The 23,169-nt window shown below is 41.6% G+C and carries 20 protein-coding genes and 1 riboswitch; of the genes, 10 read left to right on the top strand and 10 right to left on the bottom strand.

All coding sequences use genetic code 11. From position 1 onward, the window contains the following. The first annotated feature begins 38 nt into the window (after positions 1–38). The 4 genes from ACH11B_RS06530 (at position 39) to ACH11B_RS06515 (ending at position 5,456) form a co-directional block, all read left to right on the top strand. Positions 39–455, top strand: a complete 417-nt coding sequence (locus tag ACH11B_RS06530; RefSeq protein WP_013664542.1) for a hypothetical protein — start codon at positions 39–41, stop codon at positions 453–455. 226 nt (positions 456–681) lie between these two features. Next, the gene (locus ACH11B_RS06525) at positions 682–2,145 is read left to right on the top strand and encodes an IS1182 family transposase (RefSeq protein WP_404274010.1); all 1,464 of its coding nucleotides are present in this window, start codon (positions 682–684) and stop codon (positions 2,143–2,145) included. An 89-nt stretch (positions 2,146–2,234) separates the two neighbouring features. Beyond that, the gene (locus ACH11B_RS06520) at positions 2,235–2,486 is read left to right on the top strand and encodes a hypothetical protein (protein ID WP_377610158.1); all 252 of its coding nucleotides are present in this window, start codon (positions 2,235–2,237) and stop codon (positions 2,484–2,486) included. Positions 2,487–2,732: 246 nt separating this feature from the next. Beyond that, positions 2,733–2,877, top strand: a riboswitch (TPP riboswitch). Between the two features lie 71 nt (positions 2,878–2,948). Further along, positions 2,949–5,456: a TonB-dependent receptor gene (locus ACH11B_RS06515; RefSeq protein ID WP_130854670.1), complete on the top strand. Its 2,508-nt coding sequence runs from the start codon at positions 2,949–2,951 to the stop codon at positions 5,454–5,456. A 99-nt stretch (positions 5,457–5,555) separates the two neighbouring features. On the opposite strand, the gene ACH11B_RS06510 is transcribed toward ACH11B_RS06515, so the two are convergent. Further along, complete coding sequence (locus ACH11B_RS06510; RefSeq protein WP_130854671.1) at positions 5,556–6,653, bottom strand: DUF2891 domain-containing protein; 1,098 nt, start codon at positions 6,651–6,653, stop codon at positions 5,556–5,558. Between the two features lie 146 nt (positions 6,654–6,799). On the opposite strand from ACH11B_RS06510, the gene ACH11B_RS06505 reads away from it, so the two are divergent. Then, positions 6,800–8,929, top strand: coding sequence for a S9 family peptidase (locus ACH11B_RS06505; protein WP_130854672.1), 2,130 nt, complete (start codon positions 6,800–6,802; stop codon positions 8,927–8,929). Positions 8,930–9,026: 97 nt separating this feature from the next. On the opposite strand, the gene ACH11B_RS06500 is transcribed toward ACH11B_RS06505, so the two are convergent. The 4 genes from ACH11B_RS06500 to ACH11B_RS06485 all read right to left on the bottom strand — a co-directional run bounded on the left by ACH11B_RS06500 (position 9,027) and on the right by ACH11B_RS06485 (position 13,122). Further along, positions 9,027–10,043 carry an asparaginase gene (locus ACH11B_RS06500; RefSeq protein WP_130854673.1) on the bottom strand — a complete coding sequence of 339 codons (1,017 nt, stop codon included), beginning with the start codon at positions 10,041–10,043 and terminating at the stop codon, positions 9,027–9,029. Between the two features lie 182 nt (positions 10,044–10,225). Continuing rightward, positions 10,226–10,990 carry a TatD family hydrolase gene (locus ACH11B_RS06495; RefSeq protein ID WP_130854674.1) on the bottom strand — a complete coding sequence of 255 codons (765 nt, stop codon included), beginning with the start codon at positions 10,988–10,990 and terminating at the stop codon, positions 10,226–10,228. A 91-nt stretch (positions 10,991–11,081) separates the two neighbouring features. Continuing rightward, positions 11,082–12,056 carry an FKBP-type peptidyl-prolyl cis-trans isomerase gene (locus tag ACH11B_RS06490; protein ID WP_130854675.1) on the bottom strand — a complete coding sequence of 325 codons (975 nt, stop codon included), beginning with the start codon at positions 12,054–12,056 and terminating at the stop codon, positions 11,082–11,084. Between the two features lie 52 nt (positions 12,057–12,108). Further along, entirely contained in the window at positions 12,109–13,122 is a 1,014-nt protein-coding gene (locus tag ACH11B_RS06485; protein WP_130854676.1) for a bifunctional oligoribonuclease/PAP phosphatase NrnA, read from the bottom strand. Between the two features lie 148 nt (positions 13,123–13,270). On the opposite strand from ACH11B_RS06485, the gene ACH11B_RS06480 reads away from it, so the two are divergent. Next, positions 13,271–13,690 (top strand): nucleoside-diphosphate kinase, encoded by a 420-nt coding sequence (locus ACH11B_RS06480; protein ID WP_013664534.1) that lies wholly within the window; start codon positions 13,271–13,273, stop codon positions 13,688–13,690. Positions 13,691–13,757: 67 nt separating this feature from the next. On the opposite strand, the gene ACH11B_RS06475 is transcribed toward ACH11B_RS06480, so the two are convergent. After that, a complete protein-coding gene (locus ACH11B_RS06475; RefSeq protein WP_013664533.1) occupies positions 13,758–14,474 on the bottom strand; it encodes a pyridoxine 5'-phosphate synthase in 717 nt (238 codons plus the stop codon). A 248-nt stretch (positions 14,475–14,722) separates the two neighbouring features. On the opposite strand from ACH11B_RS06475, the gene ACH11B_RS06470 reads away from it, so the two are divergent. Then, on the top strand, positions 14,723–15,049 hold the full coding sequence (locus ACH11B_RS06470) for a DUF6686 family protein (protein WP_130854677.1): 327 nt from the start codon (positions 14,723–14,725) through the stop codon (positions 15,047–15,049). Between the two features lie 25 nt (positions 15,050–15,074). Here ACH11B_RS06470 and ahcY read toward each other — a convergent pair whose 3' ends face one another. Next, positions 15,075–16,391, bottom strand: a complete 1,317-nt coding sequence (gene ahcY, locus ACH11B_RS06465; RefSeq protein WP_130854678.1) for an adenosylhomocysteinase — start codon at positions 16,389–16,391, stop codon at positions 15,075–15,077. A gap of 312 nt (positions 16,392–16,703) precedes the next feature. Between ahcY and ACH11B_RS06460 the strand changes: the two genes are divergently transcribed. The 3 genes from ACH11B_RS06460 (at position 16,704) to ACH11B_RS06450 (ending at position 19,395) form a co-directional block, all read left to right on the top strand. Next, a complete protein-coding gene (locus tag ACH11B_RS06460; protein ID WP_013664529.1) occupies positions 16,704–17,081 on the top strand; it encodes a BlaI/MecI/CopY family transcriptional regulator in 378 nt (125 codons plus the stop codon). Positions 17,082–17,086: 5 nt separating this feature from the next. Continuing rightward, positions 17,087–18,871: a M56 family metallopeptidase gene (locus ACH11B_RS06455; RefSeq protein ID WP_130854679.1), complete on the top strand. Its 1,785-nt coding sequence runs from the start codon at positions 17,087–17,089 to the stop codon at positions 18,869–18,871. A 113-nt stretch (positions 18,872–18,984) separates the two neighbouring features. After that, positions 18,985–19,395, top strand: a complete 411-nt coding sequence (locus ACH11B_RS06450; protein WP_013664527.1) for a BrxA/BrxB family bacilliredoxin — start codon at positions 18,985–18,987, stop codon at positions 19,393–19,395. A gap of 81 nt (positions 19,396–19,476) precedes the next feature. Here the strand turns inward: ACH11B_RS06450 and cdaA are convergent, their stop codons facing one another. From cdaA to ACH11B_RS06435, 3 genes are all read right to left on the bottom strand, one after another. Continuing rightward, complete coding sequence (cdaA, locus tag ACH11B_RS06445) at positions 19,477–20,268, bottom strand: diadenylate cyclase CdaA (protein ID WP_165446905.1); 792 nt, start codon at positions 20,266–20,268, stop codon at positions 19,477–19,479. Positions 20,269–20,335: 67 nt separating this feature from the next. Beyond that, positions 20,336–21,661: a TolC family protein gene (locus ACH11B_RS06440; protein ID WP_130854680.1), complete on the bottom strand. Its 1,326-nt coding sequence runs from the start codon at positions 21,659–21,661 to the stop codon at positions 20,336–20,338. A gap of 149 nt (positions 21,662–21,810) precedes the next feature. Next, a complete protein-coding gene (locus tag ACH11B_RS06435; protein ID WP_013664524.1) occupies positions 21,811–23,058 on the bottom strand; it encodes a dicarboxylate/amino acid:cation symporter in 1,248 nt (415 codons plus the stop codon). Between the last annotated feature and the right edge of the window lie 111 nt (positions 23,059–23,169).

Here is a 23,169-nt window from a genome sequence, read left to right as displayed (position 1 = left end):
TTATAACGTACTACGTAAAACTTATAACGGTAAAGAAAATGAATTTAGAAGAATTATTATCCGCACAAGCCGGTGACGATGGACAGGCTCCGAAAAAAGATAGTCCCTTAAAGAGCTTGCGCGTTGATTTGAACTTTTATAAAGATTCAATTAAGGAAGTTGCTATCGAGATTATGGCGGAAGGGCTCTCTCAATATCCTATTTTTATCGCTCATCAACATGAGGTCAATCTGGGCGAACTCATATTAGATAGAAACGAACTCGGCACGCAATGGACTATCCAAGCATCCACCTTGGAAGAGTTTGTAGAGAAGGGAGTCATTCTTAAATCGCGAAAGGAACATTTTATAAAGACCTATAAAAAGCCTGAAGATTTCATGTGTCTTTTCGTTATTGTACCCGAAGGTGCAAATTTTGTCTTTTATCCTTATAAGGGAGAAGAAGTTAAAAGCTAAAAGTATATCGTTTAAAATGCATAAAGGTCGGAGAATCACAAAGGCCTTAATAAGGATAAAAACCAGATAATCAGTGATTTATATTTTGCTGTATGTTGTGGTGGTTGTATTAAAAGAACGTTTATTTTAATCATTTTTTGTCGCTTTGGCTTGAGTGGCTGTTGCACAACTCACAAGCGTTGATAACTTGTTTTAATAAAATCCTTGAATAGTAGTAAATTAGGTCATGCAAGGAAGAAAGACCTATCAAGAGAAACTGTTCATCCAATTTCAACTTTCGGACTATGTTCCGGTGGATAATTTTTATCGGCGGCTAAAAGAGACTTTGGATTTTGAGTTTCTGTACGCGACTACATCTAAATACTATGGCAGTGAAGGTCAGAAAAGCATTGATCCGGTTGTTTTCATGAAACTGGTCTTGGTAGGTTATCTGGAGAACCTTAACAGCGACAGGCGTATCATCAGCACTGCGGGAATGCGGATGGACATTCTTTATTTTCTTGGATATGACCTTGGCGAGGAACTGCCGTGGCATTCCACGCTGAGCCGTACCCGTCAGCTGTACGGTCAGGAGGTTTTCTGCGAGCTCTTCAAGCGGGTGCTGGGCCAATGTATCGAAAAAGGGATGATATCCGGCAGGAGGCAGGCAGTCGATGGTGTGTACGTGAAGGCCAATGCCTCACTGGACAGTATGGTGCAGAAGGATATACTCGAAGATGCGGAGAATTATGCAAGGGAGCTGAAAGAGAATGAAGAAAGCCCATCTCCCCGCAGCGTGGAAATGAAAAAGACAAAGGATCGTCACTACCCTTTACTCAGACCAAAAAAGAACCCGCATAACGATACGCATATCAGTCCTTCCGATCCCGATGCAAAAATGTCGGTAAAAAAAGGGAAAGCAATGGCGCTGAACTATCTGGGGCAGGTCTGTGTGGATACGGCATCCCATATGATTACCCACATACAGGCCTTTACAGCAGACAGGAAAGACAGCATGTGCCTGCCTGTTCTGTTGCCACAGCTGGTGGATAACCTGAAAGAACAGGGCTTAAATATGGAGGAGCTTCTGGCTGATACGGGATATAGCAGCGGAGAGGCCCTGAAAGCTTTGGAAGACAATAATATCATAGGATATATACCCAACAGGCCGCAGTTTATATACGAAAGGGCCGGTTTCACCTATGATCACGATGGAGATTATTACATCTGCCCCAACGGTAAACAGTTGACCTATAGAGGTACAGGTATGAGCCTGGGATATCTGAACAAATACTACAGGGCAAACAAAAAAGAATGCAATGTATGCCCCTTACGCGATAAGTGTACTGTGTTTAAAAATAAAAGCAGGGGTGCGTTGATACAGGAGACCGTTGACAAACCCTATTATGATAGAATGCACCTGCGTATGCAGACAAGGAAAGCTAAAATCCTGATGAAGAAACGGCAGAGCACGGTTGAGCCCGTCATCGGCACACTGGTCAACTACCTGGGAATGAAAAGGGTAAATACCAAAGGACTCGCCCAGGCCAATAAATGTCTGACTATGGCCGCAATTGTCTACAACCTTAAAAAAATGCTAAAGTTCAGCCCGAAAAAGCGGATCGACAACCTGCAAAGAATAAAATTGGCCGGAAAAAGACTTGTGCAGTTCATTTTCGATCAGTTAGACCTATTCGTTCCCGCCACCTGACCGCCTGTTTTCTAACTTGGCAAAGTGCCGGAGAATGCCTGTTAAAACATGTGCCAAATCCAAATCTTTAAAATCTTAAAAAACAGGTAGTGCAACAGCCACTTGATCCAAACCGACGCAAAGATCAAGGCTATGGATGCTACCTTGCACCTGATGGCAAAGCATCACTGGCGCGTATTGGAGCCGTTTCACTTCTTCAATCCGCTTGGGTATTACAATATGAACCTATGTACAAATGCTTTGCTGCTCGTTGCGTCGATATCCTCCAAGGCCATGTAAGCACTTCGGAACGGTTTTGCAAGGGGCCTCGATGGGCCGGAAAGAACGGCCTCACAGCGTGAGCGTTAAGAAGATTTAGGATAGCCAAGGCAAAAAAATCATGTGAAAAGCGAAGCGTGGATTGAAGGGAGGGGCGGCTCCACATGATTTGATCGATGAACCTAAATCTTTAGCGAAGGATGTGCAGCCTTGATTGTTTGGTTCTTTATGATCAAGCATAAAGAACATATATTAAGTTCACTGAAGGTAATTCCTGGGACTAAATTCAGATTGGTGAAAGCAAAAAAATAATTCGTAAATTTGCCCGTACATCACTAAAGGGGTGCCTTGTTTTTTTAAAACACAAATCAGGGCTGAGATTATACCCATCAGAAAAAGGAAGCGACAAGCTGTACTTTTCTGAACACCTGATCCGGATAATGCCGGCGTAGGGAGGGAAGAATTACCAAATGAGGTTATATTTTATTTAAGTGTAGTAATTAACTGTTGTAACCCCTATCAACGGTAAGGCGAATTAAAAATATATGTATATTGTGAAAAAGAGAGGCTTGCTTTTTATCTTGGCCGCATTTAGTCCGATGTTCTTATGGGCGCAGACCAATCTATCCGTGAAAGTAGTCGATAAAGACGAAAACAAACCACTTGGTGGTGCCAGTGTTTCTGTAGTAGGGTCTTTAGCAAACGGGCAAACCAACCGGCAAGGTAATATCTTGTTTAAGAATCTAAAAGACGGAAGCTATACGATCCGTATAAGTTATGTTGGTTATAAGCCCGTTGAAAAGAAATTGGTTTTACCATCGACTGAAGAATTTATTGTGTCATTGAGCCAACAGGAGTTTATAGCCGATGAAGTTATTGTTAATGCCACTCGAGCTAATGCAAATGCGGCAACAACGTATAAGAATCTTAACCGTCAGGATATCGCAAAGAATAATTTAGGGCAAGATTTGCCGTACTTGCTTGATCAAACACCCGGTGTTGTCACTTACTCAGACGCGGGTGCAGGCGTTGGTTATACAGGAATGCGTATCCGAGGAAGCGACCCTACGCGGGTAAATGTGACGGTCAATGGAATTCCTTATAATGATGCAGAAAGTATGGGGTCTTTTTTTGTGAATCTTCCCGACTTTGCGTCCTCTGTGGACAATATACAGATTCAGCGTGGTGTTGGTTCTTCTACGAATGGAGCGGGCGCCTTCGGTGCCAGTGTCAATATACAAACGAATACACGGGTTGATACATCCTATGCCGAATTAGATAACTCTTACGGATCATTCAATACCTGGAAAAATACCGTGCGAATTGGTACAGGGCTAATCAATAATAAGTTCACTTTTGATGGTCGTCTGTCTCGCATTAAGTCGGACGGTTTCGTTGATCGTGGTGCGTCTGATCTTAAGTCTTTCTTTTTAAGCGGTGCTTGGTATGGAAAAAAAAGCTTGTTAAGAGCCAATGTCTTTTCCGGGAAGGAAAAAACCTATCAAGCGTGGAACGGTGTGCCTGAAGAAAAGCTTTTTGGAACGGCCGCTGATATAGAGGCCTATATATCAGCAAATGGGTTAATTGGAGAAGATGCAGAGAATATAAGAAACGCAGATCCCCGTCGCTATAATTCTTTCTTATATAAAAATCAAAACGACAATTATCAGCAGGATCATTACCAACTTTTATACTCTACGAGTGTATCGGATAAACTTAATTTAAATGGCGCTTTACATTACACGAGAGGGCGTGGTTATTACGAAGAATATAAAACAGGCGCTGCATACGAAGACTATGGTTTAGCCCCCGTAGCGGTTGGAGATAGTACTATTTCTTCAACAGACCTGGTACGGGAAAGATGGTTGTCCAACCATTTTTACGGGATAACGTATTCCGGGCAATATAAAGCCAGCGACCAGCTTAATCTAACCCTTGGCGGGGCTTATAATGAATATAAAGGAGATCATTATGGAGACATCACATGGTCTAGAAACCCCTTGTTTGAACGTGCAGCTCATGAGATTGATAAGGGCGCATTTGATACGCGTTATCGGTATTACTTTAATGATGCCAAGAAAACAGACTTTAATATATTCGCAAAAGGGGAATATCAAATGGCAAACTTTTCACTTTTTGCAGATGTGCAATACAGGCGTGTCACCTATTCTTTCCTAGGTTTTGATAGAAATCTGAATAACGTGCAACAAGAAGCGGACCTCAATTTCTTTAACCCAAAAGTAGGTATGACTTATCGATTTGCCAACAATAGCCAAGCGTATCTTTCTTATGCCGTTGGCAATAAAGAGCCTGTGCGGGATGACTATGAAAACTCCACACCGGATAGTAGGCCAAAAGCAGAGCGTATGCAAGATATCGAGTTGGGCTATCGCTTGTCAACCGCTCACGTTAATATGGGAATCAATGGCTATGCGATGCTATATAAGAATCAGCTTATTCTAACAGGACAGATTAACGATGTTGGCGCCCAAACACGCATGAATGTCCCCGATAGCTATCGCCTGGGATTGGAAGCCGATGTGAAATGGCAGCCTATCCGTACCTTCTCTTGGGCATTGACCGGTGCTTTAAGTAGCAACAAAATCAAGGACTTTTACGAATACATTAATATTTATGACGCTGATTGGAATGTGTCAGATCAACAGGTAAATCATTACGAACGTACAACGATTGCGCTTTCACCCTCTTTCGTTGGATCAAGCGAATTGGCTTTCGTACCGGTAAAAAACGGAGAAATTGCGTTTATCTCTAAATATGTATCAAGACAATACCTCGACAATACCTCGAATGTTGATCGAAGTTTAGATGCCTTTTTTGTCAATAATTTACGATTGTCCTATCAATTGAAATTTAAAAGCGTAAAGAATATCGGGTTATCCTTATTAGTTAATAATATCTTCAATGAAAAATATGAGTCGAATGGTTATACCTATAGTTCTATTTATCAAGGAGATCCGGCGGTTTATACATCAAATTTCTACTTCCCGCAAGCAGGAACGAACTTTCTATTGGGACTTAATGTAAAATTTTAAGGACGGGAAGGTTTGAGGTAAAAGGTGTAAAGAATACGGTGTAGGGGCAAGGCTTTAAGCATACGGTGCCTTAATGCCTTGCCCTAAACCCTTACCTTCTTACTGTATGGTTAAAGCATAGACGGCGAAAGAAGCCAGCCAATGCTCGCCCATGTAATCTCCGCTAGCGACATGTGGTAAAGCGGCTGTAAGGTGTTTCTTTGCCAGATTAATTAAAGCCGCCTTGTTTTTACGACTGTGGTGGGCAATACCGTATAGACACCAGGCACGACTTAAATTCAAACCATCTAGATGCACCAACTTACCATCGGTTCTGTCTGTTACGGTTCCGGGTGTGAGGGTTGCCGGACCGTTAAATAAATCAGGTAAAAACCGCTCGATCCAGGAAGCATAGTCTTTTGCGGGGAGTATACGCCACATTAAATCGGCCTCCTCTAAACAAGGACTCAGAAAATCTGAGCCACCCGGTTCGTAATTGATTGGACATCCCGTGTCTTTTTTGTAGAAGCGTAGCGCGGTTTCCCGAACAATATGAAGCAAAGAATCATTTTTTGTTTCCATTCCATAGTCATAGGCCAAAGTCAGCCCAAAAGCCAGATTGCTATGTTCACCCACGCGTACCGCATAATTCATCTTGGGTAAGTAATTTATATACAAGCGAACGAGTTGCTGTGCCAAGGGCTCAAGGTTTTTACTTAGTTCTTTTCCTAAGGGATCGTTCCACGATAACAGCTCTTTTTGCAGCTGTAGGAGCCATGCCCATCCATAGGTCCTTTCAAAGCCCCGCTGCTGCTCATCTTTAAAAATTTCGACTTCCGTTAATATATTGTCTGCACTTAGGTTGGTACGAAGTTTAGTTCGAATCTCTGCTGCCTCCGGGAGATGAGGGAAAAGTTTGAGCAATCTTACCAACATCCAATGACCGTGTACACTGCTATGCCAATCGAAGCAACCATAAAATGCCGGATGGTAATTTCTGGGCCTTGTTATTAAGGAGGTGTCCGAAAAGGTGACACTCGTTTTGTAAGGAAATTCTTGCTGCATACATTTCAGCGGTAGCTTAGCTAGGTGGGAGGCACCGGCTACATTGAGAACATACTTCCCTTGAGCTTCACTATAGAGTTTTTCTTGGGCATGCGATAAGGAATAGAGACCATATAGCAAGAAAAGTGAAAGGATAAAGGTTTTATTTATCATTGTGAACGTTAATTTAGCGCTGAATATAAGTCTTTGAATGAAGCGAGACAAGGGTAGCGTCCTATTTTATTTACTAGGTACAGATCGCTTCAAAATGTTTATCTTAGTACTGGTAAGTTCCGTTGTCCAACATGAAACATATACCCATGATATTATTAACACTTTTAGCCTCCTGCGGAGAGAAAAATCAAGAAACACAAGGATATCGGTGGCCCGATTCAAAAGCACCGGTTGCAGAGAAGATTCCCCACGAAAGAACAATCCATGGCGATACGGTAGTAGATAATTATTATTGGATGATTGATTACTTTAAAAAAGGACCTGATAGCACGAAAGTAATCGATTATTTGAATACTGAAAATGCCTATCTCGACACCATGATGTCGGGTACTAAAGAATTTCAGGAAACCTTATTCAAAGAAATGCGGGCTCGTATAAAAGAGAAGGATGAGTCTGTACCTTATTTTAAAAACGGGTATTTTTATTATACTAGAACGGAAGACGGCAAACAATACTTTAAGTATTGCAGAAAAAAGGGATCGCTCGATGCAACAGAAGAGATTTTATTGGATGTTGATAAAATGGCAGAAGGACATCCTTACTTCAGTGCAACCGGCTTCAGTATCAGCCCTGACAATAAATTAATGGCTTTCGGTGTAGACACCGTATCTCGTAGAGAATACACAATATTTATTAAAAATCTGGAAACCGGGGCGCTTTATACGGAGGAGATTAAAGGAACCACCGGTGCCGTTGCGTGGGCAAATGATAACAAAACCTTCTTTTATACGGCGAAGAATCCGGTGACATTGTTAACTGAAAAGATAAAAAAACACGAGCTTGGTACCGATGTGCGTATGGACCTGGTTGTTTATGAAGAGAAAGATAATAGTAATTACATAGGCGTAGCCAGAGCTAAATCGGGCAAATTTATTTATATCTATTCGGGGGCAACAACCAGTTCGGAAACCAGATTTATCTCTGCAGATAAACCAAGCGATTTGTTTAAAGTGTTCCAGCCTCGAATGAAGGATGTGTTGTATGAAGTGACTGCCTTAGAGGACCGGTTTTTAATCTTGACTAATAGAGACGCGTTGAATTTCAAGGTGATGGAGTGTCCCTTGGATAAGACGGATATTGAACATTGGAAAGAAGTTATTCCGCATCGCAAGGACGTGCTTTTGGAGGGCATAGACGAGTTTAAGGACTTTATAGTCGTTTCCGAGCGAAAGAATGGATTAACGCAGTTGAATATTAGGAGCCTCCGGAACGGGGAAGAACATTACCTGGATTTTGGCGAGGCAGCCTATACCGCCTACACACAGGCAAATGTGGAATATAATACGTCGATCGTTCGTTATGGATATACCTCACTGACGACTCCCTCTTCCACATTCGACTATGATATGGTAGAGAAGAAAAAAACGCTTTTAAAACAGCAAGAGGTACTGGGAGGCTATGATTCGAAAGCTTACGTAACCGAGCGACTTTATGCAGAGGCAGAAGACGGCGTTCGCATTCCCATATCATTGGTTTACAAGAAGGGATTTGAACGGAATGGTAGCGCCCCTTTATTGCTTTACGGATATGGCTCTTATGGGGCATCGATGGATCCAACTTTTAGCAGCCCCCGTTTGAGTCTGTTGGATCGAGGGTTCGTCTTTGCGATCGCTCATATTAGAGGGGGACAAGAAATGGGAAGACAATGGTATGAAGACGGGAAGATGATGAAAAAGAAAAATACCTTCACTGATTTTATTAGCTGCGGGAAATATCTTATTAATAAACAGTACACAAGCAAAGGACATCTATATGCGCAGGGAGGAAGTGCCGGCGGGTTGTTAATGGGGGCTGTAATGAACATGGCGCCGGATTTGTGGAATGGTATTATTGCACAAGTGCCTTTCGTAGATGTGGTAAACACCATGTTAGATGAAACAATACCGCTCACTACGAATGAGTTTGATGAGTGGGGAAATCCAAAGAATAAAGAGGCCTATTTTTATATGAAAAGTTATTCGCCTTACGAAAACATAGAAGCAAAGGCTTATCCAAATATGTTAGTAACTACGGGCTTGCACGATAGCCAGGTTCAGTATTTTGAACCGGCAAAATGGGTAGCAAAGTTACGGGCTACGAAAACGGATAAAAACGTATTATTACTAAAAACAGAGATGGACTTTGGACATGGAGGCGCTTCCGGTAGATTTGATTATCTGAAAGATATTGCCTTGAATTACGCGTTCTTATTAGCCCTGGAGGGGAATGTTGAGTAGTTGCGTCGTTAAGTAGTTGAGTAGTTAAGTCGTTAAGTAATCCTTTAACAATTTCCCTACTCAACTATTTTCTCCATTTCTCTACTCAACGCATAAATTAGTCTGTCAATTCTCCTCTGATATTCACTTCTACCCACCGAGCCACTTCACTTTGGCTTTCAAACTCGCCCTGAAGGTACATTAGCTTGGTTACCGCCGCTTCGAAAGTCATATCAAAACCACTGAGTACGCCCATTTCCTTTAGCCATTGACTGGTTTCATATCGGCCTAATTCAACAGAACCTACCTTACATTGTGAAATATTAACAATATTCTTCCCATCGCGAATAGCTGCTCTAAGCATATCCAGAAACCAAGTAGCCGTTGTGGTATTGCCGGAGCCAAAGGTTTCCATAATAACGGAACGTGCATTGGATTCCAGCACGGCCTTAACAACTTCTTTACTGATACCCGGATATAACTTGAGGACTGATATCGAATTGTCTATCCTGGTATGTAATATAAAATCTTTACCGGTATTATTCATCAATGCAGGGCGATTGTATTTCAAGTGCACGCCTGCCTCGACTAAAACCGGGTAGTTTGGCGACCGGAAAGCTTCGAATTTCGCCGAATTATATTTAAAGGAGCGATTCCCGCGAAACAATTTACTATCAAAATAGATGCAAACTTCTTGTATTAGGGAGCGTCCATGCTTTTTCGCTGAAGCGATTTCCAGCGCTGTAATCAAATTTTCGCGGGCATCGGTTCTAATTTCGCCGATAGGTAACTGAGAACCCGAAAAAATCACCGGTTTTTGCAAACCTTCCAGCATAAAACTTAAAGCGGAAGCAGAAAATGCCATCGTATCCGAACCATGTAAGATTACAAAGCCATCATATAAGTCATAGTTATCTTTAATAAGCTCCGCCATTTGCACCCATATGGCCGGTTGCATGTTGGACGAGTCGATGATAGGATCAAAAGAGTGAATAGACAGGTTATAGTTTAGGCGACTTAGTTCAGGTACATTTTTATGTATCAATTCGAAGTTGAAAGGAACAAAGCTTCCTGATGTCTCATCAGTAACCATTCCTATTGTTCCCCCAGTGTATAATATCAGTATATTGTTCATGTAAATTAGCGTTGCATCTCTTAACAGAGCTCGTTTTGCCCAGGTTCAAGGCATTGTAAACTTAGATAAAATCGTCTTTTTTCACAAGTATTCGTTTTGGAGCTCCTTTGGACACAAGTATATGCAATATAATGCGTATGGTTCTCCTCGTCCATCAGACCCTATTTGTAGCAGTGAAATAGTTACATTCCAAAAACATGCAGTGCGTTTTGAGTGGTCATATTTGCTACTTCCTCTATCGCTATGCCGTGTAAATCGGCAACTTTCTGTGCTACGTGGATAAGATAACTACTCTCATTTGGTTTTCCGCGAAAGGGAACGGGCGCCAAATAGGGCGCATCTGTTTCGAGGACGATATGCTTCAAGTCTATCTGTTCAACTACTTTATCGAGACCCGCATTTTTAAAGGTAACAACTCCCCCAATGCCTAAATAGAAGCCCAGGGAGATAGCATGTTGTGCCTGCTCCAAGCTGCCGGTAAAGCAATGGAAGATCCCGAATAATTTGTCGTCCTTCAGTTCCTCCAGTAAAGCGAATTGCTCGTCAAAGGCTTCACGGCAATGAATAACGATGGGGAGACCACGTTCTTTTGCCCAAGCGACCTGTATTCGGAAAGCTTCTTGCTGTTGTGGAAGTGTTGATTTGTCCCAATAAAGATCAAGGCCTATTTCACCGATTGCTACCACTGATTTTGCTAATAGTGCTTTTTCAATCAGAGCCAACTCCTCCTTGAAGTCATCCTTGACACTACATGGATGTAGTCCCAACATCGGATAACACATATCAGGGTACGTATCTGTTACATGAAAAACTTTTTCGATCGATTCATTATCCACGTTGGGTAGAAATAAACGGGTAATGCTGTTCTCCCTACAACGCACGATCTGTTCCTCTAATGCGCTTCCTTCATTATAGTAAATATGCGTATGGGTGTCGGTAAGTTGCATATGGGCAAACTTATATAAAAAAACTTAAAGACGGTCAGTCATGAGCCGAACAAAAACAAAAAAGCCCATCGAAATGCGACGGGCTTTATCATTATTTTTTAGCAGTTGCGGGTGTGTCCGGTGCTGCGGCAGTTGGTGCCGGTTTTGCTTTTTGTGGAACGATGTCAACAATTTCTACGGTGAAAGCCAGGGGCGTGTAAGGTTGAATACCCATGCTTCCATGCTCACCATAAGCCAATTTTGAAGGCAAGACCAAGGTTGCTTTAGCACCTTTAGATAATAAAGCTAATCCTTCATCCCAGCCCGGAACAACGGCTCCTACACCGATCGGAATACGAATCGGATCGTATGGTTCGCGCATTTGATTGTATACGTTTCCTTTTTTTGCGTCCTCTTTAACGCTTGAATCGAAGATCTTTCCGCCCAAAAACTTACCGGTATAATGTACGACAACGGTATCGCCTACATTTGGTTTGTTACCGGTTCCTTCTTTTTCGATCGAGTATTTGAGGCCTGAGCTTGTCGTCTTGACTTCAAGATCGTTTTTCTTAATATAGTTTTCGATCTTTCCTGCTTCCGCGTTCTTTGCTTTTTCGCGATCTTGGGCAATATATTTTTCTACCTCCTGGTTGAAGACACTGTCTGTAAGCGTTCCTTTAGGGATGACTTTGTTGATCTTGAACGTATGTACAATGTATTGTCCTTTAAATGGAGGACGAGGTTGGCCCGTTTTTGCTACCATGGTATCAATATTCAATCTGAACACGGCACTGTCTCCTTCTCCCAACATGGATAAAGCCGTGAAGATGTCGCCGGGATACATAGATTTCTGTGCTGCCAAATAGAAAGGTTGCTCCATTTCATAGCTGCTATTGAGAACCGAGTCGTTTTCGGTAGAGATTACTGCACCAAGGGAAATAAAATCACCTTCTTTGATTTTAGTTTTTCCCTCTTCTTTTACAATTTTATATTGCATGCCACCTGCACCGTCTTTGAAACTTTGGCATGACGTAGCTCCCAATCCTGTTAAAGCTGCCAAACCTAAAATAAGGGATGTTCTTTTCATTATTTGCTTTCTTTTACTGTTTTAAATTTTCTGTATAGTTCTGTACATATTGTTAATTATCCATAAGTTGTTCCTTATAAGCGGGAAGAACTGCTTTAAATTTTTCAACCACCCGCTCTAAAGGATGATCATCATGACCGCCGGCCGCATTGCGATGCCCTCCACCGTTGAAATATTTAGCACAAATTTCGTTTGCAGGAAAGGTCCCAACAGAACGTAGGGATAATTTGATTTGATAGGTACGATCAATGATAAGGGCGGCGAGCTTTATGCCACTAATGGACAGGGCGTAATTGACCAAACCCTCTGTATCGCCTGTGACGATATTAAAACGGGTTAAATCCTCTTTTGTTATGGCGAAATAGGCGGTATTGTATTCATGGAGTACCACCAAGCGATTGAGTAAACAAAAGCCTAAAAACTTCAATCTATTTTCTGAAGAGCTATTGTATACCCGCTCATGTATTTCGGCGTTCTTTGCGCCCAAAGAAATCAGGTCGGCTATCGCCAAGTGCACTTCTACGGTAGTAGATTGGAAACGAAAGGAACCTGTATCAGTCATAATACCGGTATACAAGCAAGTTGCAATTTCCGGTGTGATCGACGATCGGTCATCCAGCAGATTAACAATAAAATCATATACTAGGTAAGCCGTTGCGGCTGATTCGGGGTTCCAATGTCTGAATTGGTCAAAGCCTTCCGGATCCAAATGATGATCAATCATCACTTTTGTGGCCTGGCTTGTACTTAAAATAGGCTGCATGTCATGTGTACGCGCAAGACCGTTAAAATCCAAGCAAAAAATTAAATCAGACGCTGCGATCAGCTTATCTGCGAGTGCTTTGTTTTCTGTATAAATGATTGCCTCTTCCTGGTGGGGCATCCATGCTAAGAAGGATGGATAATCTGATGGTACAATTAGGCGCGCTTGATGTCCATGGGCTTTTAGCCACAACAACATAGCCAAAGACGATCCTAAAGCGTCTCCATCAGGCTTATAGTGAGTTGTTATAACTATACTTTTGGGTTCGGCTAATATTTGTTTCAGCGTGGTAATCGTTAACATGCAGTGTTTTAAAGATTGCAAAGCTATTAATTTTTTTCTTAGATATTCAAAAGAAAAATTCGTACTTACATATATATGGACAATATTTGAAATAAGGAAACAAAGTGGACATAAAAGCTTATTTTTGCAAAAATTAGAATTTAAATAGATGGCTACTAATAGAACTTTTACCATGATCAAACCCGATGCAGTTAACAATGGCTATATCGGGGCAATTTTAAACGACATTGTCGAAGCAGGGTTCAAGATTGTTGCAATGAAGTATACGCACTTAACAGGTGGAACTGCAGGCGCTTTTTATGCCGTACATAAAGAACGCCCTTTTTACAAAGATTTGGTGGCTTTTATGAGTTCCGGGCCCATCGTAGCAGCTATTTTGGAGAAAGAGAATGCCGTGGAAGATTTTCGGAAATTGATTGGTGCAACTGATCCAAGTAAAGCGGAGGCCGGAACCATTCGAAATAAATATGCTAAATCCATCGAGGCAAATGCGGTACATGGATCTGATTCAGATGAAAATGCAGCTATTGAGGGAAGTTTCTTTTTCTCTGCCTTGGAACAATACTAAGAAAGGTGGTAAGGTATAAGGCTTTACGGCGTAGGGTATTTCCTTAAACCTTCTGCCTTATACCTTTCTAGCTCAATTGGGCTCTATAGCGCTTAATGGTTTCTTCCAAACCTAGATAGAGCGCATCTGCTATAAGAGCATGTCCGATGCTTACTTCCAAGAGGTGCGGAATTTGGCTGCGAAAGTATTGCAGATTATGCAAATCGAGGTCATGCCCGGCATTTAGTCCTAAACCCAATTCATGTGCGAGCTTCGCTGCCTCCGCATAAGGTTGAACGGCCTCCGCGGGATTTTTGTAATAATTGGTAGCGTAAGCTTCTGTATATAATTCAATACGGTCTGTACCGGTACTCGCTGCTGCTTCTACCATTTTGGGATCCGGATCTACAAAGATCGAAACCCGTATCCCAGCGTCTTTAAAGAGTGCTGACATCTCTTTCAGGTAAGATTGATTGGCTATAGTATCCCATCCGTGATTAGAGGTTATTTGTCCCTGTTCGTCAGGAACGAGTGTTACCTGGGTTGGCTTATTGGCAAGTACCAAGTCAACAAATTTTTTCTCCCTACAATTTCCTTCAATATTAAACTCTGTTGTAATAGCGGCCTTTAGATCATAAACATCCTGATAGCGTATATGCCTTTCGTCGGGGCGAGGATGCACGGTGATTCCCTGTGCACCAAATTTTTCGCAATCCAGCGCTACTTGTAGTACATTGGGATTGTTGCCCCCACGGCTGTTCCGCAAGGTAGCTACTTTATTTATATTAACTGAAAGCTTTGTCATGATATAATAGACTATTAGACAAACATAGAGAATGTTGCTTTCAAATACAAGGCTACGAGCTAAAACGCTCTTCTACTTCTACAGCCCGGATTTGTAATCTCAATGTCACAAGCTAATTGTTATTTAGAATGATTAAAAATAAACATATATTTGTGTATTCAAAAGAACGAGAACAGTTTGAATATTTCGAAAAGTCCTGTTTAGCCATGCTTAAGGCATGGCTAAAGCAGGCACAATAAGCCAAATATATGTGTAATACGAGAATATTATGTCAATCAAACAGAGCAACGGTTAGTCAGTGTACCGAATGTGGTATGTTTTTTATTTGGCATAACAACATTCTGTTGAATTTTAAACAGCAGGAGTTTTATTTATTTTTGGCGCACATCAAAAAGTACGTATTTCAACAACGTTCGATCTGTTTCCCTGATGGAGAACATCGGTTACTGATGCACTCTGCCGCAGACGAAATTAGCCTAGCATTTACAGAAGACGAGTGGGAAGATATAAAAGAAGTATTAACGGAATCTGCCTACTTGGCAAATGTTTATGATATACTAAAAGGAGAAAAGTAAAAAAGGAGCTCAGCTCCTTTTTTACTTAATATCTATAATGATCTGGCTTATAGGGACCTTCCACCGATACACCGATATAGGCGGCCTGTTCTTCGTTAAGTTCATCCAACTCTACACCGATTTTAGCTAAATGTAGGCGGGCAACTTTTTCATCCAAATGTTTGGGCAAGGTGTAAACCTTGTTTTCATATTGAGCCGTATTCGCCCACAGTTCAATTTGTGCGAGCGTTTGATTGGTGAATGAGTTACTCATCACAAACGAAGGATGGCCCGTTGCGCAACCTAAGTTAACCAATCTGCCCTCTGCCAAGAGAATAATGTCTTTTCCGTCAATCGTATATTTATCAACCTGTGGCTTTATTTCGATCTTGGTGTGACCATAGTTCTTATTTAACCAAGCAACATCAATTTCGTTATCAAAATGTCCGATATTACATACAACTGCTTTATCCTTCATTAGCGGAAAGTGTTCTGCGCGAACAATATCTTTATTACCGGTGGTAGTAACAATAATATCCGCCTCTTTAACGGCGTTCGCGAATTTTTTTACTTCATAACCTTCCATTGCGGCCTGCAAAGCACAGATTGGATCTATTTCAGTTACAATAACCCGTACACCTGCGCTGCTCAATGATTCTGCAGATCCCTTGCCCACATCACCATAGCCAGCAACAACAGCGACTTTTCCTGCCAACATCAAGTCAGTAGCTCTCCGGATTGCGTCAACTAAAGATTCACGACATCCATATTTATTGTCGAATTTCGATTTGGTCACCGAATCATTCACATTGATAGCCGGTAAATGAAGCGTTCCCTTTTTCATGCGCTCGTATAAGCGATGTACCCCGGTAGTCGTTTCTTCCGATAAACCTCTGATACCTTTGATTAATTCCGGGTATTTATCGAATACCATATTGGTAAGATCCCCACCATCGTCCAATATCATATTGAGCGGTTTTCGCTCTTCACCAAAGAACAACGTTTGCTCAATACACCAATCGAACTCTTCGGCCGTTAAGCCTTTCCATGCATATACTGAAATACCTGCGGCAGCAATAGCGGCGGCGGCATGATCTTGTGTGGAAAAGATATTGCAGGATGACCAACTGACTTCCGCTCCTAAAGCAACTAGCGTTTCGATTAAAACAGCGGTCTGGATCGTCATGTGTAAACAACCGGCGATACGAGCGCCCGCTAAAGGTTTTGATGCTCCGTATTCTTCACGCAGAGCCATTAAACCGGGCATTTCGGCTTCTGCTAATTCGATTTCTTTACGCCCCCATGCTGCTAAGCTAATATCTTTAACCTTATAGGGCACATACGTTGTCTCTACTGATGACATAGTTTATTGATATAAATTGTTAATGATCTGACAAAACTCCTTTATGGAGCATGCATTTCTATGTTTAATATTCTGCAAAGTTACTAACTATTTAGGAGGAATTGTGTTGGCAATAGGTAATATTACATATACGCTTTGTGGCTATCAAAATAAAGGTACGCATCAAGACGACAGGAAAAGTGAGCGCAATCTGTTAAAATATCCTAAATAATTTTGGATATACGAAACTCTTCGTATATTTACCTACGAAATACTTCGTAATGATAAGGTATATATTATAGACAACGATTGCGAGCGAAAACCAGGAGGCTAATGAAAACGATAAAACCAACGGAAAGTGAATTGGAAATCTTAAAGATTCTGTGGGAGCGGGGCGATTGTACCGTTAGGCAGGTGCATGAACAATTTGCTTCCGATAAAGATGTCGGATATACCACTATTTTAAAATTTATGCAAATTATGCATACGAAAGGACTGGTGGCACGCGATGAAAGTAATAAGACTCACGTTTATCGGGCTGCGGTAAGCAGGGATGTTGCGGAACAACAGTTGGTCAATAAATTTATAAAGGATTTATTTGATGGCTCTGCAACACGTTTGGTTATGCAGGCGCTTGGAAACCATCGTGCGAGCAATTCCGAGTTAGCGAAAATACGGCAGTTGTTAAACGATTTGGAAAATAAAAAATAAAGAAAATGAACTTAGCACCCTTAATTTACGCACTTGGTTGGAGTCTGCTGCACTCGTTGTGGCAAGGCGCCTTATTAGCGGGGATGGCCTATGTGTTGGTGTCTGTTTTTTATTTATCAGCAAAGGAAAAAGTAAATCTCTTATTTACCTTTTTAGGTGTATTGCTGTTTGCTTTCATTGGAACCTTCATCAGTTACCTGCCCGGCTCTACAGCAATTGGTAAGACGCAGCTCCCGGTTTCATTAGAAGGAATCGCTGTTTCGGTGGCCAATGGAAATAGCGATAGTTTATTGATATTAGAACGCTACTTTCCGTATATGAGCCTTTTCTATATACTAGGGGTGTGTATACAATTCACGGTTTTAATGGTTGGGTACTTGGGGATTATCCAATTAAGAAGGGCAGAGAAAGGGGGTGTCCCGGAACCTTGGGAAAGGATATTTACCCGCCTCAATGAAACGATGGGTATACGGAAAAAGGTTGGTTTTTACCTTTCCGCAAAGGTAGAGATTCCAACAGTTATTGGATATTTCAAGCCCCTTATTTTATTTCCAATAGCGGCATTATCAGCTCTTGACCTTAAACAAGTAGAAACCATACTCATTCATGAGCTTAGTCATATCCGTAGAAATGATTATGTGCTTAACATGTTAAAATGTTTGGTTGAAGCAATTTTGTTCTTTAATCCTTTTGTACGAATATTATGTAGAATGCTCGAAAAGGAGAGAGAATATACCTGCGATGACGAAGTGCTTAATTACGGAGGAGATGCTATGGTATATGCTTATGCCTTGCTATCTCTTGAAAGTGCTCGCACGAAAAATTCACCGTCTCTAGCTTTAGGGGCCTTTAACAATAAAGAACATCTTCTTCAACGAATTAAAAGAATAACCATTATGAAAACTACAACATTAAATACACGCCATAAATTGAGCGCAATGGCACTTTTAATTGCAGGAGCCTTAGGCTTGGCTTGGGTCAGTCCCGCTAATGACACTGTACCGCATCCGCCTAAACCTCCTGTATTGGCAGAAGCAGATCGTCCTGCACCGCCTTTGCCCATTATTCCTCGTCGTCCTTCTGCGGAAACATTGGAGCCTCTTCCTCCCTTAGCGCCTCTTGCACCGACAGCACCCTTGGCACCCCCATCGAAACCAGATACCTTGGACGAATTAAAAGTAACTGAAAGTGTGGTAAAGTTATTCTCTTCTCCTGAGTGGAAAACCTTGCAGCGAGAGATTGAAGCTAATGGCAAAGAAATAGGGGAAGTAGTAGCGAAGCAATTTGAGACGCCCGAATGGATGACTTTTCAAAAAGAGCTGAGCCAAAATGCAGCGGAACTAGCGCAGCTGAGCACGACCGAGCTTTTTAACTCTCCAGAGTGGAAAGCAGCTATGAAAGATGTACAAGAACAAGCACAAGAGATGGGGCTTCGTGCGATAGGGGGCCACGATTCCACCTATTTTAAATCAAATGAGTGGAAGCAGAAAGAAAAGGAAATGGAAGAGAAGAGCAGGAAACTGGAAGACCTTTCTAAACAAATTGAAGAGAAAATGAATGGCCCCGAAGTAAAGGCAAAAAGAGAAGCCCTCGAAAAGAGGTCGAACGATTTAAGCAAGCGGGCTGAAGTTTTTCAAAAGCAATTTGAAACACCTGAATTTAAAGCAAAGCAGGAAGCGCTTGCAAAAAAAGCAGCTGCATTAGCACGGCGTTCTGAAGCATTCCAGGCAAAAGTAGAAGCAGAATTTAAAGCAAGGTCAGATCAGAAAAAGATAGATTCGGAGAAGTAACTACCTGCTTGTCCCCGAGTATATAATCTGACATTATGTTGAAATAGCTGTATTGCCCATCCGGTTCATATCTAGTATCTTTGCTTTATTATATAAACATAAAAAAGGAAAAGATGTATCCAGAATATTTGGTTGAGCCTATGCGCAAAGAGTTGACTGCTGTAGGCTTTGAGGAACTTAAAACGCCTGAAGAAGTTGATGCGGCGATTAATAGTGAGGGAACTGTTTTTGTTGTCGTAAATTCAGTATGTGGCTGTGCGGCAGCAAATGCTCGTCCGGCAGCTAAGGCTGCTATTCAAAACGAGAAGAAACCTGCGAAGATAGTAACCGTTTTTGCGGGCATGGAGAAAGATGCAGTAGATAAGGCAAGGAACTATATGTTACCTTATCCACCGTCCTCGCCATCAATGGCTTTATTCAAAGATGGTAAATTAGTGCATATGATTGAAAGGCATCACATTGAAGGCAGACCTGCGCAGATGATCGCAGACAACTTGGTAGCTGCTTTCAACGAGTACTGCTAAGAACCAATAATTATCTTATTTGTAGGCTCTCAAAAGAATTTGAGGGCTTTTTTTTGTTAACAGGGCGGGTCTGCGACGAAGCTACACATCCTCATTTAAAAGACGTTCAAGTTCGTCATGCGTAATATTCATATTAACATTTCCTTGTTTGGCATATGAAATCTCGCCCGTTTCTTCAGACACAATAACCGCAACCGCATCACTCATTTCGGTAACGCCAATACCGGCGCGGTGCCGCAGGCCAAATTGGAGCGGAAGGTCTTCGCTATCGGATAAAGGTAGGATACAACTGGCTGTTTTGATTCTAAAATCCACGATTACCAGGGCTCCGTCGTGTAGTGGACTGTTTTTTTGAAAAATGCTTTCTAATAAGCGTTTTGAAATTTCGGCATCTATAAATTCGCCGCTATTCTGATAGTATTCCTCATCAAAAAATTTAGAGAAAACGATCAGCGCACCGGTCCGTGATTTAGACATACTCCTACAAGCATCAATAATAGGTTTTAATCGAGCGGTATTGTCTTTTTCGATCTCTTTCTTTCCCAGGAAAAGTGACCAAAGTTTTTTATTTCGTCTAAAGCTGATGTTCTTTCCGATATGAATTAAAAATCGCCTTATTTCCTGCTGGAACACAACAATTAATGCAATGGAACCGACACTGATAAAGCCACCAAATATTTCGGTAAGCAAGCGCATTTGCGATTGCTTTACCACTAAATAGGCTAAATAGATAATGAACAGTCCGATCAGGATATTTACCGCAATGGTTCCCCTGATGAGGTTATAAATGTAATAGATGATGATAGCTACCAAAAAGATATCAATTACATCCAGTAGGCGGATGTTGAAAAAGCTAAAATCAATATTGCCCATAACATCCGCAATTTATAAATTTTTTTGCTTAGCCTGATAGCATGAGCTGATTTTGCTTGATCCTTGCTTAGCGCTGACCGTTATAGTAGTTCGCAATACGCTGTCTCAGTTGCCATTCATATTGAGCTACCACTAAACTGATATTCGCTTGATCATATTTTGTTTTTTGAAGAAGGAATTCAACTGAATTAATGTCCCCCGCTTCGAAACGAACTTCCGCCACGCGGAAGGACTCTTTGTAAGCTTCTACTTGCTCACGGATTTCCAGGTATTTTTCTTTGGCTGTCTGTAAATTGATCAACACCTGTGCTGTTTGCTGTTGTAAATTATTCTCTGTGTTCTCAAGATCAATCTCCGCGTTTCTTAATTCAAGTTTGGCCCTGGAGACATTAATTCTTCTTCTAAAGCCATCTAGAATAGGGATGCTCAAGGTCAATCCCGCGCCCTTTCCTAAATTGTCCTGAATTTGATCCATGTAGGTCCCTCTGTTTTCGTCAGCGTTTGAGTATCGACTAGTTAGGTTGGCCCCGAGGGATAATGTTGGAAAATATAAAGAACGAGTCGCTTTCAGTTGATATTCAGCGCTCTCTTTCCAGAATTGGGCCGCCTTTAAAGTTCCAAGTGAAGCAGCGGCTCTTTCATAAAGGGCCTCTTGACTTAATGACGCACTGGAAACATCAGGTAGTTGATTAATCGGTTCAAATGAAAGCGCTTGGCTATAAGGGATATTTAATAAGCGTGTCAGCACGATTACATTTGTTCTAAGCGTATTTTCACCAGTTAATACTGTAATTTGATCACCGGAAAACTGTCCCTTTACATCATAATATTCTCCCGGAGCAACTGCTCCGTCCCTATTTAGAATGGCTAAACGTTCCAGTTGTTTTTTGGTGACATCTCGTTGTTGTTTATACTGCTCCAGCGCATCTTTTGCTGTAATGACCTGCAAGTACGCGAGGATCACGTCCATCGTTAGGTTATCTTTTATCCGCTGCTCATCCATTTGGGTAGCTTTATAAGCGAAGGCCTGTTGTCGAATGGTTCTAAGCAAATTGAGGCCGTTGAATAAAACCATGTTTGTATTCAGCCGCTGATTTCCCGATGTTATATTTTCAGAAACAATCGCGTTTGTTATGGGGTCTGTTGAAAAACCTGTGTTAATATTGTGATCGAAGCTTCCACTGAGCGTAGGCAATAAGGCCGCTTTAGCTTGTTTCAAATCTAATGAAGCAGCTTGGCTGCTGTTAGCACTTTTCTGTGCCTCCGCATTGTTTTTGAGCGCCAGTGCGATACATTCTTCTAGATTGTAGTGTGTTTTAACCGAGTCTTGACCATGCGTAATTAACGGGAGTATATATAGAAAAAATAATATCGCTCTTTTAAGTGTGTTCATGCAAAATTTCTTATGCCAAAAGAATACACAGGATAAGCCAAAAACTTATCTGTTTTATTTACAAGCTGTTATTAAAAGCGGGATGATGCTTTACGTTCGGAAACGGGCATTGGGTGTCCGTTTTCGGACAGTGCTAATGGCTGGACACCCTATCGTTGTATCTCTACTGCTTGCTCAAGATCAATTTCTTTTTCCCATTTTGCAATAACGAGCGTTGCCGCCGTGTTGCCTATAATATTGGTTAGCGCTCTGGCTTCGCTCATAAAACGATCGATCCCAAAAACCAGCGCAACGGACTCGACGGGAACATGACCAACCATTGGAAGCGTTGCGGCTAGGATGATAAATCCGCTGCCCGTTACACCGGCGGCCCCTTTTGAAGTGAGTAAAAGAACCAATAAAAGGGTTAATTGTTGATTGAAGTTCATGTGCATATTAAGTGCCTGCGCAATGAAAATTGCTGCCATGGTTAAGTATATTGAGGTACCGTCTAAATTAAAGGAATAGCCTGTTGGAATAACCAAGCCCACAACGGGTTTTGAACAGCCTGCCCGCTCTAATTTCTGCATAATGCCGGGTAGCGCAGACTCAGAAGAGGAGGTCCCCAAAACAATCAATAACTCTTCTTTAATGTATTTTAAGACTTTCCAAACGCTAAAGCCGTTAAAGTAAAGGACTGCTCCGATAATCAGAAAGATAAAAATAAGACAAGTAAGATAAAAGCAGAGCATAAGCATGCCTAGCTGCGTTAAGGAGTTCAAGCCGTATTTACCAATAGTAAAACCCATTGCTCCCAAAGCGCCTATAGGTGCCGCACGCATAATGATCTTAATCACGGCAAATATTCCGTTCAGAAAGGATTGCAAAACGGTCATCACCGGTTCTGCTGCTTTTCCGATTTTCGATAAGCCAAAACCAAGCAAGATTGCGAAAAAGAGCACCTGCAGCAAATCTCCTTGGGCAAGAGCACCAATGACATTATCCGGTATGATATGCAACAAAAAATCCTTAAGACTATCCTGGTGTTTGCTTTCCGTGATATAGCTTTCTACCGAGGAAGTATCCAAGGACGCGGGATCAATGTTCATCCCAGTACCGGGTTGTAAAATGTTTACGATCGCCATCCCCAAAAGCAACGCAATGCTGGTCATTACCTCGAAATAAATAATGGCCGTTAGTCCCACTTTCCCTACCTTCTTCACGTTCTGCATGCCGGCAATGCCCAATACCACCGTACAGAAAATGAGCGGCGCAATAATCATCTTTACGAGCTTGATGAAGCCATCTCCGAGCGGTTTAAGTGATTCGCCTACTTTTGGATAATAATGACCAATTAATACACCAATAATGATCGCTATAATAACCTGAAAATACAGACTTTTCAATAATTTCCTCATAGTGATGGTTGGACCTCGGATGTTTTAGGAATACGTAATTTTTTCCGCAAGATAAACAAAAGCGAATAAAACTTTATAGATTTAGTAGCGTTTCCATAAAGAGAAAACAAG

Source organism: Olivibacter sp. EAT-5, from assembly GCF_044784325.1.
Classification (GTDB): Bacteria; Bacteroidota; Bacteroidia; order Sphingobacteriales; family Sphingobacteriaceae; genus Olivibacter; species Olivibacter oleidegradans.
This window is presented reverse-complemented; position numbering and strand designations above follow the sequence as displayed.

What these genes read in the sequence shown, in the direction of transcription:
- ACH11B_RS06505 (WP_130854672.1), top strand. Translation starts at nt 6,800, where the DNA reads ATGATATTATTAACACTTTTAGCCTCCTGCGGAGAGAAAAATCAAGAA.
- cdaA (WP_165446905.1), bottom strand. Translation starts at nt 20,268, where the DNA reads ATGGGCAATATTGATTTTAGCTTTTTCAACATCCGCCTACTGGATGTA.
- ACH11B_RS06495 (WP_130854674.1), bottom strand. Translation starts at nt 10,990, where the DNA reads ATGCAACTTACCGACACCCATACGCATATTTACTATAATGAAGGAAGC.
- ACH11B_RS06435 (WP_013664524.1), bottom strand. Translation starts at nt 23,058, where the DNA reads ATGAGGAAATTATTGAAAAGTCTGTATTTTCAGGTTATTATAGCGATC.
- ACH11B_RS06490 (WP_130854675.1), bottom strand. Translation starts at nt 12,056, where the DNA reads ATGAAAAGAACATCCCTTATTTTAGGTTTGGCAGCTTTAACAGGATTG.
- ACH11B_RS06510 (WP_130854671.1), bottom strand. Translation starts at nt 6,653, where the DNA reads ATGATAAATAAAACCTTTATCCTTTCACTTTTCTTGCTATATGGTCTC.
- ACH11B_RS06515 (WP_130854670.1), top strand. Translation starts at nt 2,949, where the DNA reads ATGTATATTGTGAAAAAGAGAGGCTTGCTTTTTATCTTGGCCGCATTT.
- ACH11B_RS06450 (WP_013664527.1), top strand. Translation starts at nt 18,985, where the DNA reads ATGTATCCAGAATATTTGGTTGAGCCTATGCGCAAAGAGTTGACTGCT.
- ACH11B_RS06460 (WP_013664529.1), top strand. Translation starts at nt 16,704, where the DNA reads ATGAAAACGATAAAACCAACGGAAAGTGAATTGGAAATCTTAAAGATT.
- ACH11B_RS06475 (WP_013664533.1), bottom strand. Translation starts at nt 14,474, where the DNA reads ATGACAAAGCTTTCAGTTAATATAAATAAAGTAGCTACCTTGCGGAAC.
- ACH11B_RS06500 (WP_130854673.1), bottom strand. Translation starts at nt 10,043, where the DNA reads ATGAACAATATACTGATATTATACACTGGGGGAACAATAGGAATGGTT.
- ACH11B_RS06480 (WP_013664534.1), top strand. Translation starts at nt 13,271, where the DNA reads ATGGCTACTAATAGAACTTTTACCATGATCAAACCCGATGCAGTTAAC.
- ACH11B_RS06485 (WP_130854676.1), bottom strand. Translation starts at nt 13,122, where the DNA reads ATGTTAACGATTACCACGCTGAAACAAATATTAGCCGAACCCAAAAGT.
- ACH11B_RS06470 (WP_130854677.1), top strand. Translation starts at nt 14,723, where the DNA reads ATGTGTAATACGAGAATATTATGTCAATCAAACAGAGCAACGGTTAGT.
- ACH11B_RS06455 (WP_130854679.1), top strand. Translation starts at nt 17,087, where the DNA reads ATGAACTTAGCACCCTTAATTTACGCACTTGGTTGGAGTCTGCTGCAC.
- ACH11B_RS06530 (WP_013664542.1), top strand. Translation starts at nt 39, where the DNA reads ATGAATTTAGAAGAATTATTATCCGCACAAGCCGGTGACGATGGACAG.
- ACH11B_RS06525 (WP_404274010.1), top strand. Translation starts at nt 682, where the DNA reads ATGCAAGGAAGAAAGACCTATCAAGAGAAACTGTTCATCCAATTTCAA.
- ACH11B_RS06440 (WP_130854680.1), bottom strand. Translation starts at nt 21,661, where the DNA reads ATGAACACACTTAAAAGAGCGATATTATTTTTTCTATATATACTCCCG.
- ahcY (WP_130854678.1), bottom strand. Translation starts at nt 16,391, where the DNA reads ATGTCATCAGTAGAGACAACGTATGTGCCCTATAAGGTTAAAGATATT.